Annotated in this window: 14 protein-coding genes and 1 pseudogene; 5 read left to right on the top strand and 10 right to left on the bottom strand. The window is 68.8% G+C overall.

Annotated elements, in window-relative coordinates:
* Positions 1–21: 21 nt before the first annotated feature.
* Genes AC1DY5_RS19470 through AC1DY5_RS19460 form a run of 3 tightly spaced genes read right to left on the bottom strand, consistent with a single transcriptional unit; the run spans position 22 to position 2,501 of the window.
* A complete protein-coding gene (locus AC1DY5_RS19470; protein WP_478113933.1) occupies positions 22–477 on the bottom strand; it encodes a putative toxin-antitoxin system toxin component, PIN family in 456 nt (151 codons plus the stop codon).
* Between the two features lie 47 nt (positions 478–524).
* The gene (locus AC1DY5_RS19465; RefSeq protein ID WP_478113930.1) at positions 525–1,229 is read right to left on the bottom strand and encodes a glutathione S-transferase N-terminal domain-containing protein; all 705 of its coding nucleotides are present in this window, start codon (positions 1,227–1,229) and stop codon (positions 525–527) included.
* Positions 1,230–1,289: 60 nt separating this feature from the next.
* A complete protein-coding gene (locus AC1DY5_RS19460) occupies positions 1,290–2,501 on the bottom strand; it encodes a THUMP domain-containing class I SAM-dependent RNA methyltransferase (RefSeq protein WP_478113928.1) in 1,212 nt (403 codons plus the stop codon).
* A gap of 65 nt (positions 2,502–2,566) precedes the next feature.
* Here AC1DY5_RS19460 and AC1DY5_RS19455 point away from each other — a divergent pair, with 65 nt between their 5' ends.
* From AC1DY5_RS19455 to AC1DY5_RS19440, 4 genes are read left to right on the top strand one after another with little or no spacing between them, the layout of a single operon-like run.
* The gene (locus AC1DY5_RS19455; RefSeq protein WP_478113926.1) at positions 2,567–4,336 is read left to right on the top strand and encodes a sensor histidine kinase; all 1,770 of its coding nucleotides are present in this window, start codon (positions 2,567–2,569) and stop codon (positions 4,334–4,336) included.
* Between the two features lie 19 nt (positions 4,337–4,355).
* A complete protein-coding gene (locus AC1DY5_RS19450; protein ID WP_478113925.1) occupies positions 4,356–4,958 on the top strand; it encodes a cytochrome b in 603 nt (200 codons plus the stop codon).
* Positions 4,955–5,539: a YceI family protein gene (locus tag AC1DY5_RS19445; RefSeq protein ID WP_478113923.1), complete on the top strand. Its 585-nt coding sequence runs from the start codon at positions 4,955–4,957 to the stop codon at positions 5,537–5,539. Before AC1DY5_RS19450 ends, AC1DY5_RS19445 begins: the two co-directional genes overlap by 4 nt.
* A gap of 41 nt (positions 5,540–5,580) precedes the next feature.
* Positions 5,581–6,198 carry a YceI family protein gene (locus AC1DY5_RS19440; protein ID WP_478113921.1) on the top strand — a complete coding sequence of 206 codons (618 nt, stop codon included), beginning with the start codon at positions 5,581–5,583 and terminating at the stop codon, positions 6,196–6,198.
* A gap of 284 nt (positions 6,199–6,482) precedes the next feature.
* On the opposite strand, the pseudogene AC1DY5_RS19435 reads toward AC1DY5_RS19440, so the two are convergent.
* A pseudogene (locus AC1DY5_RS19435) lies at positions 6,483–6,977 on the bottom strand (MFS transporter); the annotation flags it as partial.
* Positions 6,978–7,031: 54 nt separating this feature from the next.
* Here AC1DY5_RS19435 and AC1DY5_RS19430 point away from each other — a divergent pair.
* Positions 7,032–7,682 carry a Crp/Fnr family transcriptional regulator gene (locus AC1DY5_RS19430; protein ID WP_478113932.1) on the top strand — a complete coding sequence of 217 codons (651 nt, stop codon included), beginning with the start codon at positions 7,032–7,034 and terminating at the stop codon, positions 7,680–7,682.
* On the opposite strand, the gene AC1DY5_RS19425 is transcribed toward AC1DY5_RS19430, so the two are convergent.
* From AC1DY5_RS19425 to AC1DY5_RS19400, 6 genes are all read right to left on the bottom strand, one after another.
* Complete coding sequence (locus AC1DY5_RS19425) at positions 7,600–9,207, bottom strand: phospholipase D family protein (RefSeq protein WP_478113919.1); 1,608 nt, start codon at positions 9,205–9,207, stop codon at positions 7,600–7,602. The genes AC1DY5_RS19430 and AC1DY5_RS19425 overlap by 83 nt on opposite strands.
* A 2-nt stretch (positions 9,208–9,209) precedes the next feature.
* A complete protein-coding gene (locus AC1DY5_RS19420) occupies positions 9,210–10,796 on the bottom strand; it encodes an RNA polymerase factor sigma-54 (RefSeq protein ID WP_478113917.1) in 1,587 nt (528 codons plus the stop codon).
* 13 nt (positions 10,797–10,809) lie between these two features.
* On the bottom strand, positions 10,810–11,604 hold the full coding sequence (gene lptB / locus AC1DY5_RS19415) for an LPS export ABC transporter ATP-binding protein (protein WP_478113916.1): 795 nt from the start codon (positions 11,602–11,604) through the stop codon (positions 10,810–10,812).
* Positions 11,601–12,275, bottom strand: a complete 675-nt coding sequence (lptA, locus tag AC1DY5_RS19410) for a lipopolysaccharide transport periplasmic protein LptA (protein WP_478113914.1) — start codon at positions 12,273–12,275, stop codon at positions 11,601–11,603. The genes lptB and lptA overlap by 4 nt, the downstream gene beginning before the upstream one ends.
* A gap of 123 nt (positions 12,276–12,398) precedes the next feature.
* Entirely contained in the window at positions 12,399–13,046 is a 648-nt protein-coding gene (locus AC1DY5_RS19405) for a thiol:disulfide interchange protein DsbA/DsbL (RefSeq protein ID WP_478113912.1), read from the bottom strand.
* Between the two features lie 172 nt (positions 13,047–13,218).
* On the bottom strand, positions 13,219–13,647 hold a 429-nt coding region (locus tag AC1DY5_RS19400), incomplete at its 5' end, for an SPOR domain-containing protein (protein WP_478113910.1).

The following is a 13,647-nucleotide window of genomic DNA, read 5'->3' as shown; positions in this document are numbered from 1 at the left end:
GGCCCGCTGGTACGGCCGCCGCTAGGGCCAGTCGCTGGACACCGGGACGCCGCAAGCCGCCAGTCGCTTGCGCAGCGCCAGCACCGCACGGTCCTTGCTCAGCAGCGGCGCGCGGTGCGCCACGGCGAGATCGATGAAGACCTGGTCGTCGGGATCGCTGCAGACGCACGGCGCCCGCGGCGGCACGCCGTCGACCGCACGGCTGCGGTCATCGAAGGCCGCGAGGACCGCGTCGGCCTCGAGGCCCCTGGCCTGCAACTGCCGCGCGATCAGCGGGTAGCCGAGCACGCGCGCGAATTCGTCGCGCATCGCCGCGGTGGCGATCCATTCCAGCGCGCCGTCCGCCAGTGCCGCAGCCAGGCCGGCCTGGCCGGGGTCCTCGAACACCAGCAGGTCGAGCGCGATGTTGGTGTCGATGACGACACCACGCCGGCGCCGGGCCGCCCCAAGCCGGCCAGCACCCCCCTCGGGGGGCAGCGACCCACACGCAGTGGGGGAGCGTGGGCGCCATTCAACCACGCCGTTCAGCCGCGCTTCGGGATGTCCAGTCCGGCCATCACCGCGGGCCGCTTCACGAAGGCATCGAGCACGCGCCGCACCTGCGGAAAGTCGGCGATGCCGACCAGGTCGCCAGCCTCATAGAAGCCGATCAAATTGCGCACCCACGGGAAGGTCGCGATGTCGGCGATGGTGTAGGCGTCGCCCATCAGCCAGGCATGCCCGTCGAGCCGCTGGTCCAGCACGCCGAGCAGGCGCCGCGACTCGGCCACGTAGCGGTCGCGCGGCCGCTTGTCCTCGTAGTCCTTGCCGGCGAACTTGTTGAAGAAGCCGAGCTGGCCGAACATCGGGCCGATGCCGCCCATCTGGAACATCAGCCACTGGATCGTCTCGTAGCGGCCGGCGGCGTCCTGCGGGATGAACTTGCCGGTCTTGTCGGCGAGGTAGAGCAGGATCGCGCCGGACTCGAACAAGGCCAGCGGCTTTCCGCCGGGCCCGTTCGGATCGAGAATGGCCGGGATCTTGTTGTTCGGGTTGAGCGACAGGAACTCCGGCGACGTCTGGTCATTCGACTGGAAGCTGACCAGGTGCACCTCGTAGGGCAGGCCGGTCTCTTCGAGCAGGATCGAGACCTTGACGCCGTTCGGCGTCGGCAGCGAATACAACTGCAGCCGGTCGGGATGGACAGCGGGCCATTTCTTGGTGATCGGGAAGGCGGACAGGTCGTTCATTGCGGATTGCGGATGCGGGGGAGCCGCATTCTGGCCCGAAACGCAATACCGGCCGAAGCCTCAGGCCTTCCGCGCCGAGCCCGCCACCATGTCGAACTTGAACAGCCGGCACTCGATCGGCCCGTTCCACATCGGCACCCGGCGCGATTCCTTCAGGCGCATGCGCTTGGGCAACTGCAGGTCGGGCGTCAGCACCCAGGCGGTCCAGCCGGCGTAGTTCTTTTTCCAGTGGCTCGCGAGCTGGACGAAGAACTCGCCGCCGTCCTCGGTCTGCGCGTCCTCGCGGCCGCGCGCCACGCCGCCGACCTCGATCCGCTCGCCGTAGGGCGGATTCAGCACGATCACGCCCGACTCGGCCGGCGGCATCCGCTGCAAGRCATCGCCGCCGCGGAACTGGATCGCCGCCGCCACGCCCGCGCGCTCGGCGTTGCGCTCGGCGAAGTCGACCATGCGGTGCGAGACGTCGGAGCCGAAGATCACCGGCGCGCGCAGCACCGCCGGCGGCACGGCCTCGGCCTTCAGGGCCGACCACACGTGGGCCTGGAAGGGCAGCAGCTTCTCGAAGCCGAAGCGCCGCAGCGAGCCGGCCGCGATGCCGGAGGCGATCTGCGCCGCCTCGATCGCGATCGTGCCGCTGCCGCAGCAAGGGTCGTACAACGGCGAGCTCGACACCGCGCCGGTTTCCGGGTTCCACCAGCCGCTGGCCGCCAGCATCGCCGCGGCCAGGGTTTCCTTCAGCGGCGCATCGCCCTTGTCCTGCCGCCAGCCGCGCTTGAACAGCGGCTCGCCCGAGGTGTCTACATACAGCGTGCAGGTGTCGGTGGTGAGGTGCGCGAAGACGCGGCTGTCGGGCCACTGGGTCTCGATGCTGGGCCGAACGCCGCCGGCCTTGGCGCGGAAGCGGTCGGCGATCGCGTCCTTGATGCGCAGGGTGGCGAAGTTGAGGCTCTGCAGCGGGCTGTGCTGCGCCGTGGTCTCGATCTTGAAGGTCTGCTTCGGCGTGAACCAGATCTCCCAGGCGACGCCGCTGGCGATGGCGTAGAGGTCGTTCTCGCTGCGGTACGGCGCATGCGCGAGTTCGATCAGCACGCGCTGGGCCAGCCGGCTGTGGAGATTGAGCTTGAGGGCGTCGCGCCAGTCGGCGCGCACCCGCACGCCGCCGCGCAGCGTGAGCAGGTCCTGCCCCACGCGGCCGGTCAGCGCATGCACTTCCTGGGCCAGGAAATCCTCGACGCCAGCGGCGCAAGGGAGAAAAAGCGAAAGATCGTTCACCCGGCGATTGTCGCCCCGACGAGGCCCCCCGGCAGCGGCCCGGCTGATCTATAGTGGGCCGGCCGATGAGCTCACCGCCCACTCCCGCACACCCCGAGGCCAGCGCCGCCGACCGGTTTGCCATCCGCTGCGAGGTGCTGCGGCTCAGTGCCCAGCCGAGCGGGGCGGTCCTGCTGTTCCAGTTCCTGCTCGACTGCGGCGTCGCGGCGTTGTTCGCCTGGCAGTATTCGGTGCCGCACGCGCTCGCCTGGATCGCGCTGATCGCCGCCACCACCGCCTACCGCGGCCTCCTTCCGCAACGGCTGCCCGCGCCGCTGACGCCCGACAACGTGCGGCCCGCCCTGCGCGAGCACACGCTGCGCATCGCAATCCACGAAGGCATCCACGGTCTGGCCGGCATCCTGCTCTTCAATCCGGCGGACCCGACTTCGCAGCTGATGATCGGGCTGGTGGTGATGGCGATGACGCTGTCCTCGGCCTTCTCGGTCTCCTACTACACGCCGGCGATGCAGCTCGCGATCACGCTGCTGCTGGCGCCGGTGATCGCGATGGGCCTGGCGCTGGGCGCACCGGTCATGAAGGTGCTGTCGCTGCTCGGCATCGGCCTGCTCGCGATGGTTTGGAAGCTGGTCTCGGAACGCGCCCGCCAGCTCGAGGAGAACATCGGCCTGCGCCACAACGAAAGCACGCTGCGCGAGCAGGCGCTGGCCGGCCTGCGGGAATCCGAGCAGGCCCAGGCCGAGCGCCTGCGCTTCTTCTCGGCCGCCAACCACGACCTGCGCCAGCCCGTGATGGCGATGGGCCTTCAGGCCGAGGTGCTGCGCCAGCAGCTGAGCGCCGGCGAGGACACGGTGACGGTGCTGAACACGGTCGCCGCGCTGTCGAGGGCCCAGCAGGCGCTCGAGGGACTCACCAACCAGCTGCTCGAGATCGGGCGCATCGAGTCCGCCGCCGATCCGTTCTCACCGGTGGCGGTTGCGCTGGCGCCGTTGCTGGCCGAATTCGCGCGCCAGGCCGGCAGCGGCCGCGTGCGAGTGCGCTGCCCGGCGAGCGCCGTGGTCTGGACCGACCTGCTCGCGCTGCGCCGGATCCTCGGCAACCTGGTCGACAACGCGCTCAAGTTCACCCCGCGGGGCCGCGTGCTGCTGGCCTGCCGACGGCGCGGCGAGGCCTGGCGGATCGAGGTCCGAGACGCCGGCATCGGCATTGCGTTCGAGGCCCAGGAACGCGTGTTCGGCGACTTCGAACAGGTCGGCAACATTGAGCGCAACCTGCAGCGCGGCCACGGGCTGGGCCTGGCGATCGTGCGGCGGCTGGCCCTGCGCCTGGGCGTCGAGGTCTCGCTGCGCTCGGCGCCGGGGCGCGGCTCGGTGTTCGCCTTCGAACTGCCCGCAGCGCCGCAGGGCGCGCCGCTGGCATCGGTTCCGGCGGCGGGCGTCGAGCTTGCGCCGGCACGGGGAACGCAGGCGCTGCGCCCCGGCCTGGTCGCGCTGGTGATCGAGGACAACGCGGTGGTGGCCGACAGCATCGCGGCCTTGCTGCGCCTGTGGGGTGCCCGGCCGCAGATCTGCGGCAGCGCGGCCGAGGCACTCGCACTGCCCGATCTGGCCGCCTTCGACATCGCCCTGTGCGACATCCGGCTGCCGGGCGCGCTCGACGGCATCGCGCTGGCGACCGAATTGCAGCGCCGGCGCCCTTCCCTGCCGGTTGCGCTGGTCTCGGCCGACATCGACGACGCCAAGCAGCAGTTGGCCCGCGAGCGCGGCTGGCAGGCGCTGCGCAAACCCGTTCAGCCCGCCACGCTGAAAGCCTTGCTGCTGCGGCTGCAGCGCTGAAGCGGCCTATGCTTCTAGCATGCCCGCCGAGCCTCCACGCCCCCTGGCCGATGCCCCCGACGCCCCGCGCTACGGCGCGATCGCGATTGCCCTGCACTGGCTGCTGGCGCTGATGATCCTGACTTCTCTCGGCGTCGGCCTGTCGATGACCGGCCTGCCTTTCTCGCCGCTGCGGCTCAAGCTCTACAACTGGCACAAATGGGCCGGCATCACGATCCTGGCGCTGTCGGCGCTGCGCCTGTTGTGGCGCCTGTCGCACCCGCCGCCGCCGCTGCCGGAGCGCATCCGGTCGGCGATGCCGGCCTGGCAGCTGGCCGCGCACCGCGGGCTGCACCTGCTGCTGTACCTGCTGTTCTTCGCCGTCCCGCTGCTGGGCTGGGCGTACAGCTCGGCGCTGGGTCTGCCGATCGTCTGGCTCGGCATGCTGCCGCTGCCGGACTTCGTGCCGGTCGACAAGGAGTTCGCCGAATCGGTGCTGAAGCCGCTGCACCGCGCCGGCGCCTTCAGCCTCGCGGCGGTGGCGGCGGTCCATGTCGCGGCCGCGCTCAAGCATCACTTCATCGACCGCGACGGTCTGCTCGACCGCATGTCGCCGCTTCCTCGCCGAAGGCATTTCCCATGACCCTGTTTGCCCTCGGCCGCGCCTTGCTCTGCACGGCCGCATTCCTCGTGGCCGGCGCGGCCGGCGCCGAGCCCGCGACAGCAGCCAAGCTGCTGCCGGCCGCGAGCCAGATCGTGTTCATAACCAAGCAGATGGGCGTGCCGGTGGAAGGCAGCTTCAAGAAGTTCGACGCCCAGGTGGCCTTCGACCCGCGCAAACCCGAGGGCGGCGGCGTGGCGCTGCAGATAGAGGTCGCGAGCGCCAGCCTGGGCCTGCCCCAGAGCGACGCCGAACTGCCCAAGGCGGCCTGGTTCGACAGCCAGCATTTCCCCAAGGCCGACTTCCGTTCCAGCAGCATCAAGGCGCTGGGTGTCGGTCGCTTCGAGGTCGCCGGCCGGCTGACGATCAAGGGCAGCACGAGGGAGGTGCTGGTGCCGGTCGAGATCACGCAGTCCTCTGGCCAGTCGACCGCCAGCGGAAGCTTTACGATCCAGCGCCTCGCCTTCAAGATCGGCGACGGCGAATGGACCGACACTTCGATGGTGGCCGACGAGGTCCAGGTCCGCTTCAAGCTGGTGCTGAGCGGGCTCGGCCCCCTGTGAGGTCCACCGACGTTTTTTCCACGTTCACCCGAAGGCTCGTCATGAAGAAACTGCTCACCCTCGCCACGCTGACGACCGCGGCTGCACTGGCCGGCGCCCAGCAGGCGCCCGAAGCGGCGGCCAAGCCGGCGGGCGGACCGGTCAAGGGCGCCAGCTACGTGGTCGACCCGACCCATACCTTCGTCAACTACGAGATGGGCCACTATGGCACCACCACCAACCGCGGCCGCTTAAGCACCAAGGACGGCAAGATCAAGATCGACCCGTCGGGCACCGGCGGCAAGGTCGACATCACGATGGACATCAGTTCCATCAACACCGGCGTCGACCTGCTCAACCGCCACCTGCTGAGCAAGGACTTCTTCAACGTCGCCGAGTTTCCGACCGCCCGCTTCGTCTCCGACCGCCTGGACTTCAGCGGCGACAAGGTCACGCAGGTCAACGGCACGCTGACCCTGATGGGCCAGACCCGCCCCGTGATGCTCAAGGCCAACCGCTTCAATTGCTATCTGAGCCCGCTGATCAACCGCCAGATCTGCGGCGGCGACTTCGAGACCACGGTCGAGCGCAGCCAGTGGGGCATCAACTGGGGCCTGACCTTCGGCTTCGAGGACAAGGTCAGGCTGCTGGTGCAGGTCGAGGCGGTGAACATCCAGTGAAGCGGCGCGCGAGCCGACAGCGCGTCGCGTCTTCGGCATTCGCAATCGCCTTGCATTTGCACCTGGTTTTCCTCTAGCCGCAGTCGCCGGATCGCTTGATTTGAATCAAGGCGACCCGTTCGCTGCGTGAGCCTGCATCCGTACGCTACGCCGTAGCCGACCACCCGTTGATCGGCTGCAGGGAGGCAGGGCTGCGTTTTCCCTCACGGATTCAACGCCCCGCCCACGTCGTCACACAGTCAAGAGGAGCGCTGTATTCAGGCGGGGAGAGGCGAAAACGAGCGGATGCCGAGTCCGTCGTTCATCAGGCCCAGCAGGTAGAACGAGGTCTGCCACTGGAAATGGACCAGCATGAGGCTGATCAGCGAAAAGCCGATGGCCAGGCTCAGGCCAGTGTCCATGTTGACGAAGGCATTCGGCTTGCCGTTCTCGCGGTCCTCGAAATGCGCCTTGATGTAGGACGAGGCGAGCGAGAAGAGGGCCCTTCGGAGACCCCGAGCAGGATGCGCGACGCCAGCAGGCTGCCATAGCTGTCGAAGCCGGGCGAGATGGCCGTGACGCCGTCCCATTGCAGCAGGCCGCAGAGCAGGCTTCGGCGAACACCGAAGAGCGCGACGCAAAAGAGCGTGAGACCAGGCTGAGATTCCGTAGCCAAGCATGAAGGCGGAGGCCAGGAAACCCTGGCTGCCCTTGTCATCGAGGGTCAGTCCGATGTGGTTCAGGAAATCGGCGTTGTTGGACCGGATGCCGATGTTGATGCGGTCGATGTACGATTGCATGCCGAACGCCGGAAGGTGCTCTTCAAGCGAGGTGACCCGTGCGAGGGCTTCCACATGCTGGTGTCGGGCAAGGTCAAGCTGTCGCTGGTGTCCTCGCAGGGCATCGACAAGCCACTCGACTTCGTCGCTCCCGGAGGTAGCTTCGGAGACATCACGATGCTGCTCGAGCGCCCGTACTACCTGACGGCGCAGGCGCTCGAAGACAGCCTGCTGCTCTACCCGCCGCGCAACGCGATCGTGCAGCTGATCGAAAACGACAGCCGCTTCGCAATGCGCATGCTGGCCAGCCTGTCGATGCGGATGCGCAACGTGGTCGACGACATCGAATCCTTTTCGCTCCAGCCCCCGGCCGCGCGGCTCGTGACCTACCTGCTGCGCCTGCTTCCGCCGGGCAGCATGACGCCCGCCAAGATCGAGCTGTCGATCCACAAGAACGTGGTCGCGGCACAGTCAACCTCACGCCGGAGACCCTGTCGCGACACTTTCGCGAACTGGCCGACCGCGGGCTGGTCAGCCTGGAGCGGCGCACGATCGTGGTCCACGCCATCGACAGGCTCGGCGACTATGTGGCCGACCGGACGCCTCAGCCTCGCCTCACCGGCCGGCCAGGAACCCGCGAGTCCTACAGCAGGCTCTCCGGCGCCAACGGCGCCAGCAGCTCCAGCATCACGCGGTCCCACAGGCCCGAGTCGGGCTCGACGGTGAGCACCGGGTCGGCACCGTCTTCCATCGTGACCCATTCGAGCTGTTCGCCGCCCTCGGCAAATCGCACCCGGTAGGCGCCCTGCTGCTTCAGCACGTCGAGCAGCTTGAGCATCTGCTGCGCCATCTCGGGGCTGGCGATGAAGAGGCCGATCTCGGTGTTGTGGCTGTCCGAGCGCGGGTCGAAGTTCATCGAACCCAGGAACAGCGCGCGGCGGTCGAAGATCGCCGCCTTCGCATGCAGCCGGCCGACCTGCGAGCCGAACAGCCCGAGCCGCACGCTGCGCTTGGTGCGCGCCGAGCTCAGCTCGTAGATCTCGACGCCGAGCCGCAGCATGTCGGGCCGGTAGCGCCGGTAGCCGGTATGGACCACCGGCTCGTCGGTGGCCGCGAGCGAGTTGGTGACGACGCTGATCCGGACCCCGCGCCCGCGGACCTCGCGCATCACCTCGAGCCCGGCCTTGCCCGGGATCAGGTAGGGCGAGACCAGCGTGACTTCGGAGCGCGAGCGCCGCATCTGCTCGATCACGTTGTAGCGCACGCTGTCGACATCGAGCAGTGGCACGCCGCCATAGGACGCGGTCTTGCCGATGACGCGGTCGGGCGAGTCGGCATAGGCCTCGGCCAGGGTCCAGATCAGGTCGAGCCGGGCGCCGCCCTTCAGCTCCGGCCCGAGCGGCGCGTAGCCCAGGACGTCGTTCGGGGCCGGCCGCCGCGGCGCCGGGGTGTTGGCAGGGCCGGTGGCCTGCTCGAAGCTCCGCTGCAGTTCCTCGGGCGCGAGCGACGAAGCGACCACGGTGCCGATCGGCCGCACGTAGGGGCTGTTCCAGTACAGGTCGAAGAGACTGCCCAGGCGCTTCACCAACGCACCGGCGACGAAGGTGTCGATGTCCAGGAAGTTCGCGCCCGCGGTCTGCGTGAAATACTGGCTGCCGATGTTGCGCCCGCCCGCCACCGCCATCGCGCCGTCGGCGATGAAGAGCTTGTTGTGCATCCGGCGGTTGACGCGGTCGAAGTCGAACAGCGAGCTCGAGAAGCGCTGCACCATGCTGCCGCGCCCGGCCGGAAACGGATTGAACAGCCGCAGCTCGAGGTTCGGCGTCGCCGCCAGCGCCAGCAGCAATTCGTCCTCGCCGGAGGTATATAGGTCGTCTATCAAGAGCCGCACGCGCACGCCCCGCAGCGCCGCGTCGCGCAGGCTGCGCAGGAAGTAGCGACCGGTCTCGTCGTTCTCGATCTGGTAGTACTGGACGTCCAGCGTGCGCTCGGCGCGGCGCGCCAACTGAAGCCGCGTGTCGAGCGCGAAGTCCCCGCCCGCCATCAGCCGGAAGCCGCTCAGGTCGGGATCGGGGGAGGAGGCCTTGGCGATCCGCCCCAGCGTGGTGTCCGCGGAGGCCGCGATCGCGCTCGAGGGCTGGCGCTCGAACTCGGCCGGAAGCATGGCGCAGCCGCTGGCCAGGAGAGTCGCCGCCATCAGTGCCGCGCCGAGCCGCCACCCGCGCACCGCCAGGCCCGCGCCGCGAGGCATCGCTAGAGTGCCTTGCGCAGATTGGCCGGCGCGATGCGCAGGGCCTCGCGGTATTTCGCCACCGTGCGGCGCGCGCATTCGATCCCCTGCTCCTTGAGCATTTCGGAGATCTGGCTGTCGGACAGCGGTTTCTTGAGGTCCTCGGCGCTGACGAACTGCTTGATCAGCGCCCGCACCGCGGTACTCGACGCATTGCCGCCGGTCTCGGTGCCCAGCGCCGAGCCGAAGAAGTACTTGAGCTCGACCGTGCCGTAGGGCGTCGCCATGTACTTGGCGGTGGTCACGCGGCTGATGGTCGACTCGTGCAGGCCGAGCTCGTCGGCGATCTCGCGCAGCACCAGCGGCCGCATCGCCAGCTCGCCGTGCACGAAGAAGCTCTTCTGCCGCTCGACGATCGCGTTCGACACCCGAAGGATGGTGTCGAAGCGTTGCTGGATGTTCTTGATGAACCAGCGCGCCTCTTGCAGCCGCTGCGACAGGGCCTGGCTGCCTTCGCCCTTGTGCTGCTTGAGCGCGCCGGCGTAGATGTCGTGGACCCGCAGCCGCGGCATGACCTCGGGGTTCAGCATGACGCGGAACTTGGTGTTGGTGTTGGTGCCGTTGCCGATGCGTGTGACGATCACGTCGGGGATCACCACGTTGCGCTCGACGTCGACGAAGCGGCGGCCGGGCTTGGGTTCGAGCCTGGCGATCAGTTGCAGGGCCGCGCGAACCTCTTCCTCGTTGCTGCGCGTGAGGGTCGCCAGCCGCTTGAAATCGCGCCGCGCCAGCAGCTCCATCGGCTGCTTGCAGATCGCGATGGCGGTCTCGCGCACCTGCGCCTCGTCGGCGCCTTCGTCCGGCCGGGCCAAGGCGCGCAGCTGGATCGTCAGGCACTCGCCGAGGTTGCGCGCGCCGACACCGACCGGCTCCAGGCTCTGCAACAGGCCGAGCGCGACCTGGAAGTGGTGCACCAGGTCGTCGAACTGGTCGTTGTCGTCGCCGGCCAGGCCCGAAGCCAGGGCCGGCAGCGAGTCCTCGAGATAGCCGTCGTCGTTGAGCGATTCGATCAGGAAACGCAGCGCGGCGCGGTCGGTCTCGCTGAGCCGCAGGCCCAGCGCCTGGCGGTGCAGGAAGGATTGCAGCGACTCCTGGCTGCGCGCCAGCTCGGTCGCGTCGGTGCGCTCGTCGTCGCCCAGGTTGTTGGTGCGCGCCGGGGCGTCGCCGCCCCATTCGCTGTCGTCGGGCGCCAGGTCGACCGTGCCGTCGCCTTCCCAGTCGGGCTCGCCGTCGACGGCGTCGGTGGTGGCCGTCTCGGTGTCGGAGGTGGTGACCGCGACTTCAGCCGGCGCCGAGGGGCCCGGCGTGAAGTCGGCATCGCCTTCGGCCTGCCGATCTTCGTCGCGCACCGGCGCATCCGCCGTTTCAAGGCCGAATTCCTCGCGCGCCGCCTCCTCGGCAGTGCGCTCGAGGAACGGGTTGTCGTCGAGCATCTGTTCGACTTCCTGGGTCAGCTCGAGCGTCGAGAGCTGCAGCAGCCGGATCGACTGCTGCAGCTGCGGCGTGAGCGCCAGATGCTGCGAGACGCGAAGCGAAAGCCCCTGCTTCATCGAGATTGGGCTCCTACATCCGGAAGTGCTCGCCCAGGTACACGCGTCGTACCTCGGCGTTGTCGACGATCTCCGAGGGCGTGCCTTGTGCCAGCACATGCCCGTCGCTGATGATGAACGCGTGATCGCAGATGCCCAGCGTTTCACGCACGTTGTGGTCGGTGATGAGCACGCCGATGCCGCGCTCCTTCAGGAAATTGATGATCCGCTGGATCTCGATCACCGCGATCGGGTCGATGCCCGCGAAGGGTTCGTCCAGCAGGATGAAGCGCGGCTGGGTCGCCAGCGCGCGCGCGATCTCGACCCGCCGGCGCTCGCCGCCGGACAGCGACAGCGCAGGCGAATCGCGCAGGTGGTCGACCCGCAGGTCGGCCAGCAGTTCGGCCAGACGCTCCTCGATGCGGGCCTTGGAGAGCGGCACCATCCCGCCCTGCTCGTCGGGCTCCCTCTGCAGCTCGAGCACGGCGCGCACGTTTTCCTCGACCGTCAGCTTGCGGAAGATCGAGGCCTCCTGCGGCAGGTAGCTCAGGCCCATGCGCGCGCGGCGGTGGATCGGCATGTGGGCGATCGGCTCGCCGTCGATCGTGATCTCGCCGGCATCGGCGCGCACCAGCCCGACGATCATGTAGAAGGAGGTGGTCTTGCCGGCGCCGTTGGGGCCCAGCAGGCCGACCACTTCGCCCTTCTGCACGGCCAGCGACACGTCCTTGACGACCTTGCGGCTGCCATAGCTCTTTTCGAGGCTGCGCGCCTCCAGCCGGCTGCCCGGCTGGCCGTCGCTGACACTGATACCCGCTGCTTCGATCACTTCTTGAGGTCTCCGCCGAGCGTGGTGGTGGCACGCAGGCTGTTGCCCGGCGCCGGCGTGGCGGCGGGCTTGGCGGCGCCGGCCGCCGGCGGGGTGGCCGGCTTGGGCGTCAGGATGGCCTTCACGCGGCCGCCCGGCTGGGTCGCCACGCCGGCATTCGGCGGCAGCGAGGAGCCATTGACGGTGAAGGTGTCGTTGCTCTGGTCATAGACGATCAGCGGACCGCTGCTCTCGTCGCTGGGCGTGGCGCCGATCAGGCGGCGCATGACCGCGCGGCGGATGAACTTCACGTTGTCGGCGCGGCTGTCGTACTCGATGACCTCGCCCTCGCCCTCGATCCACTCGTCGGTGCCGGCATTGCGCTTCTGCTTGAAGTAGGCGAGCTTGCCCGGGTCGGCCGTGACGACGCCGTACTGGTAGCCCTCGGGGTCCTGGCGAACGTCGATGCGCGCGCCGCGGATCTGGATCGTGCCCTTGTTCACCACCACGTTGCCGGTGAACACGCTGGTCTGCTTGAGGTCGTCGTAGCGCATCGCGTCGGCCTCGATGTTCATCGGCTTGCTCCGGTCGGCCTGCTCGGCCTGGGCCAGCGATGCGAAGCCGGCCAGCACGCTGGCGAGGAACAGCACGCGCAGGGGGCGGCGGGGGAGGAAGAGAAAGGGAGATGTCATAGAGGCACGAAACTTGCTCTGCGATTGTATGCGTCCCCGGGACGCCACTCGCGCGGCCTTGACGAAAAAGCCCGCGGAAGCGGGCTTCGTGGCGGCAGTGGGGCGGCGGGGCCGCCCGCTCGCTCAGGTCTTGCGGGCTTCGGCAACCAGGAAGTCGACCGTCTGCAGGGCACGATCGAGCGAACCGGCGGTGTCGCCGTCGACGTACCAGCGGCCAGCAACGCCGAGCGCCGGCACGCCGGCCACCTGGTAGTCGGTCGTGAGCTGCGAAGCGCGCTTTGCCTTGCCGACCACCGAGAAGGACTTGAACAGCTCGGCGAATTTCTTCGCATCGAGGCCCGGCTGCTTCTCGACCCAGGCGAGGATCGCAGCATCGCCGGTCAGGTTCAGGCGCTGCTGGTGGATGGCCTGGAAGATCTTGGGTTGGAGCTCGTCGACCTTGCCCATGGCCTCGAGCGCATAGTAGAAGCGCTGCTTGGCCTCGGTGTCGTTGCCGACGAAGGGCACCGGAATGCGCCGGAACGCAACATGCGGCGGCATTTGCTTGACCCAGGCCTCGAGCTTGGGCTCGAAGGCCGCGCAGTGCGGGCAGTTGTACGAGAAGAACTCGATCACCTCGACCTTGCCCGCGGGCGCATCGACCGGTGCCGGCTTGCCGAGCACGATGTAGTCCGTGCCGGCCTTGAACGGACGGCCCTGGGCATGCGAGGGCGCAGCCAGCGGAAGAAGGGCCAGCGAAGCGGCGGCCAAAGAAAAATCACGACGTTGCATTAAGAAGTTCTCCTGTCGGCTGAAAGAGCCCGCGAACCGGGTCGAGTTCCCCGGGCACCCAAAGTAAAGATCGATGAAGTGTCAGGCCGGCGCCGGGCCGCCCCCAAGGCGGCCTGCGGCCCTCTCGGGGGGCAGCGACCCACACGCAGTGGGGAAGCGTGGGGGCCATGTCTCAACGCTGGACGCGCACCAGGGCCGATTCCAGGCCGCCGTCGTCGAGCCGCTCCTTGAGCCGATCGGCATCGTCCTTCTTGTTGAAGGGGCCGGCGCGCACGCGGTAGACGGTGCGGCCGGCCTGCTCGCGCTCGGTCACGCGCGCCTCCACGCCCATCAGCGAGAGCTTGGCGCGCTGCGCGTCGGCGTCCTCCTGGGTGCGGAAGGCACCGGCCTGGACGAAGTACATGAACGGGTCGGTGCTGGCACCGGCCGGCGCCGCGGCACCCGCGCCCGAGCCGCTGCGGGCCTTGGCGAAATCGCCGATCGGGTCATTGGAGGGCGGCAGCGCATTGGCTTCCGCCGGCACCGGCGCAGTGCGCGGCGGACGCGGCGCGGCCGCGCTGCCAGGGGCCACCACCACCGGCACCGGGGCGGCGGGCGGTGT

It is taken from the genome of Variovorax sp. P4_D9 (assembly GCF_056401695.1).
This window is presented reverse-complemented; position numbering and strand designations above follow the sequence as displayed.

Bases quoted from the DNA above. Each gene is read 5' to 3' on its own strand.
- AC1DY5_RS19465 (WP_478113930.1), bottom strand. From the start codon at position 1,229: ATGAACGACCTGTCCGCCTTCCCGATCACCAAGAAATGGCCCGCTGTC.
- AC1DY5_RS19455 (WP_478113926.1), top strand. From the start codon at position 2,567: ATGAGCTCACCGCCCACTCCCGCACACCCCGAGGCCAGCGCCGCCGAC.
- AC1DY5_RS19450 (WP_478113925.1), top strand. From the start codon at position 4,356: ATGCCCGCCGAGCCTCCACGCCCCCTGGCCGATGCCCCCGACGCCCCG.
- AC1DY5_RS19445 (WP_478113923.1), top strand. From the start codon at position 4,955: ATGACCCTGTTTGCCCTCGGCCGCGCCTTGCTCTGCACGGCCGCATTC.
- AC1DY5_RS19440 (WP_478113921.1), top strand. From the start codon at position 5,581: ATGAAGAAACTGCTCACCCTCGCCACGCTGACGACCGCGGCTGCACTG.
- AC1DY5_RS19430 (WP_478113932.1), top strand. From the start codon at position 7,032: ATGCTGGTGTCGGGCAAGGTCAAGCTGTCGCTGGTGTCCTCGCAGGGC.
- AC1DY5_RS19425 (WP_478113919.1), bottom strand. From the start codon at position 9,207: ATGCCTCGCGGCGCGGGCCTGGCGGTGCGCGGGTGGCGGCTCGGCGCG.
- AC1DY5_RS19420 (WP_478113917.1), bottom strand. From the start codon at position 10,796: ATGAAGCAGGGGCTTTCGCTTCGCGTCTCGCAGCATCTGGCGCTCACG.
- lptA (WP_478113914.1), bottom strand. From the start codon at position 12,275: ATGACATCTCCCTTTCTCTTCCTCCCCCGCCGCCCCCTGCGCGTGCTG.
- AC1DY5_RS19405 (WP_478113912.1), bottom strand. From the start codon at position 13,046: ATGCAACGTCGTGATTTTTCTTTGGCCGCCGCTTCGCTGGCCCTTCTT.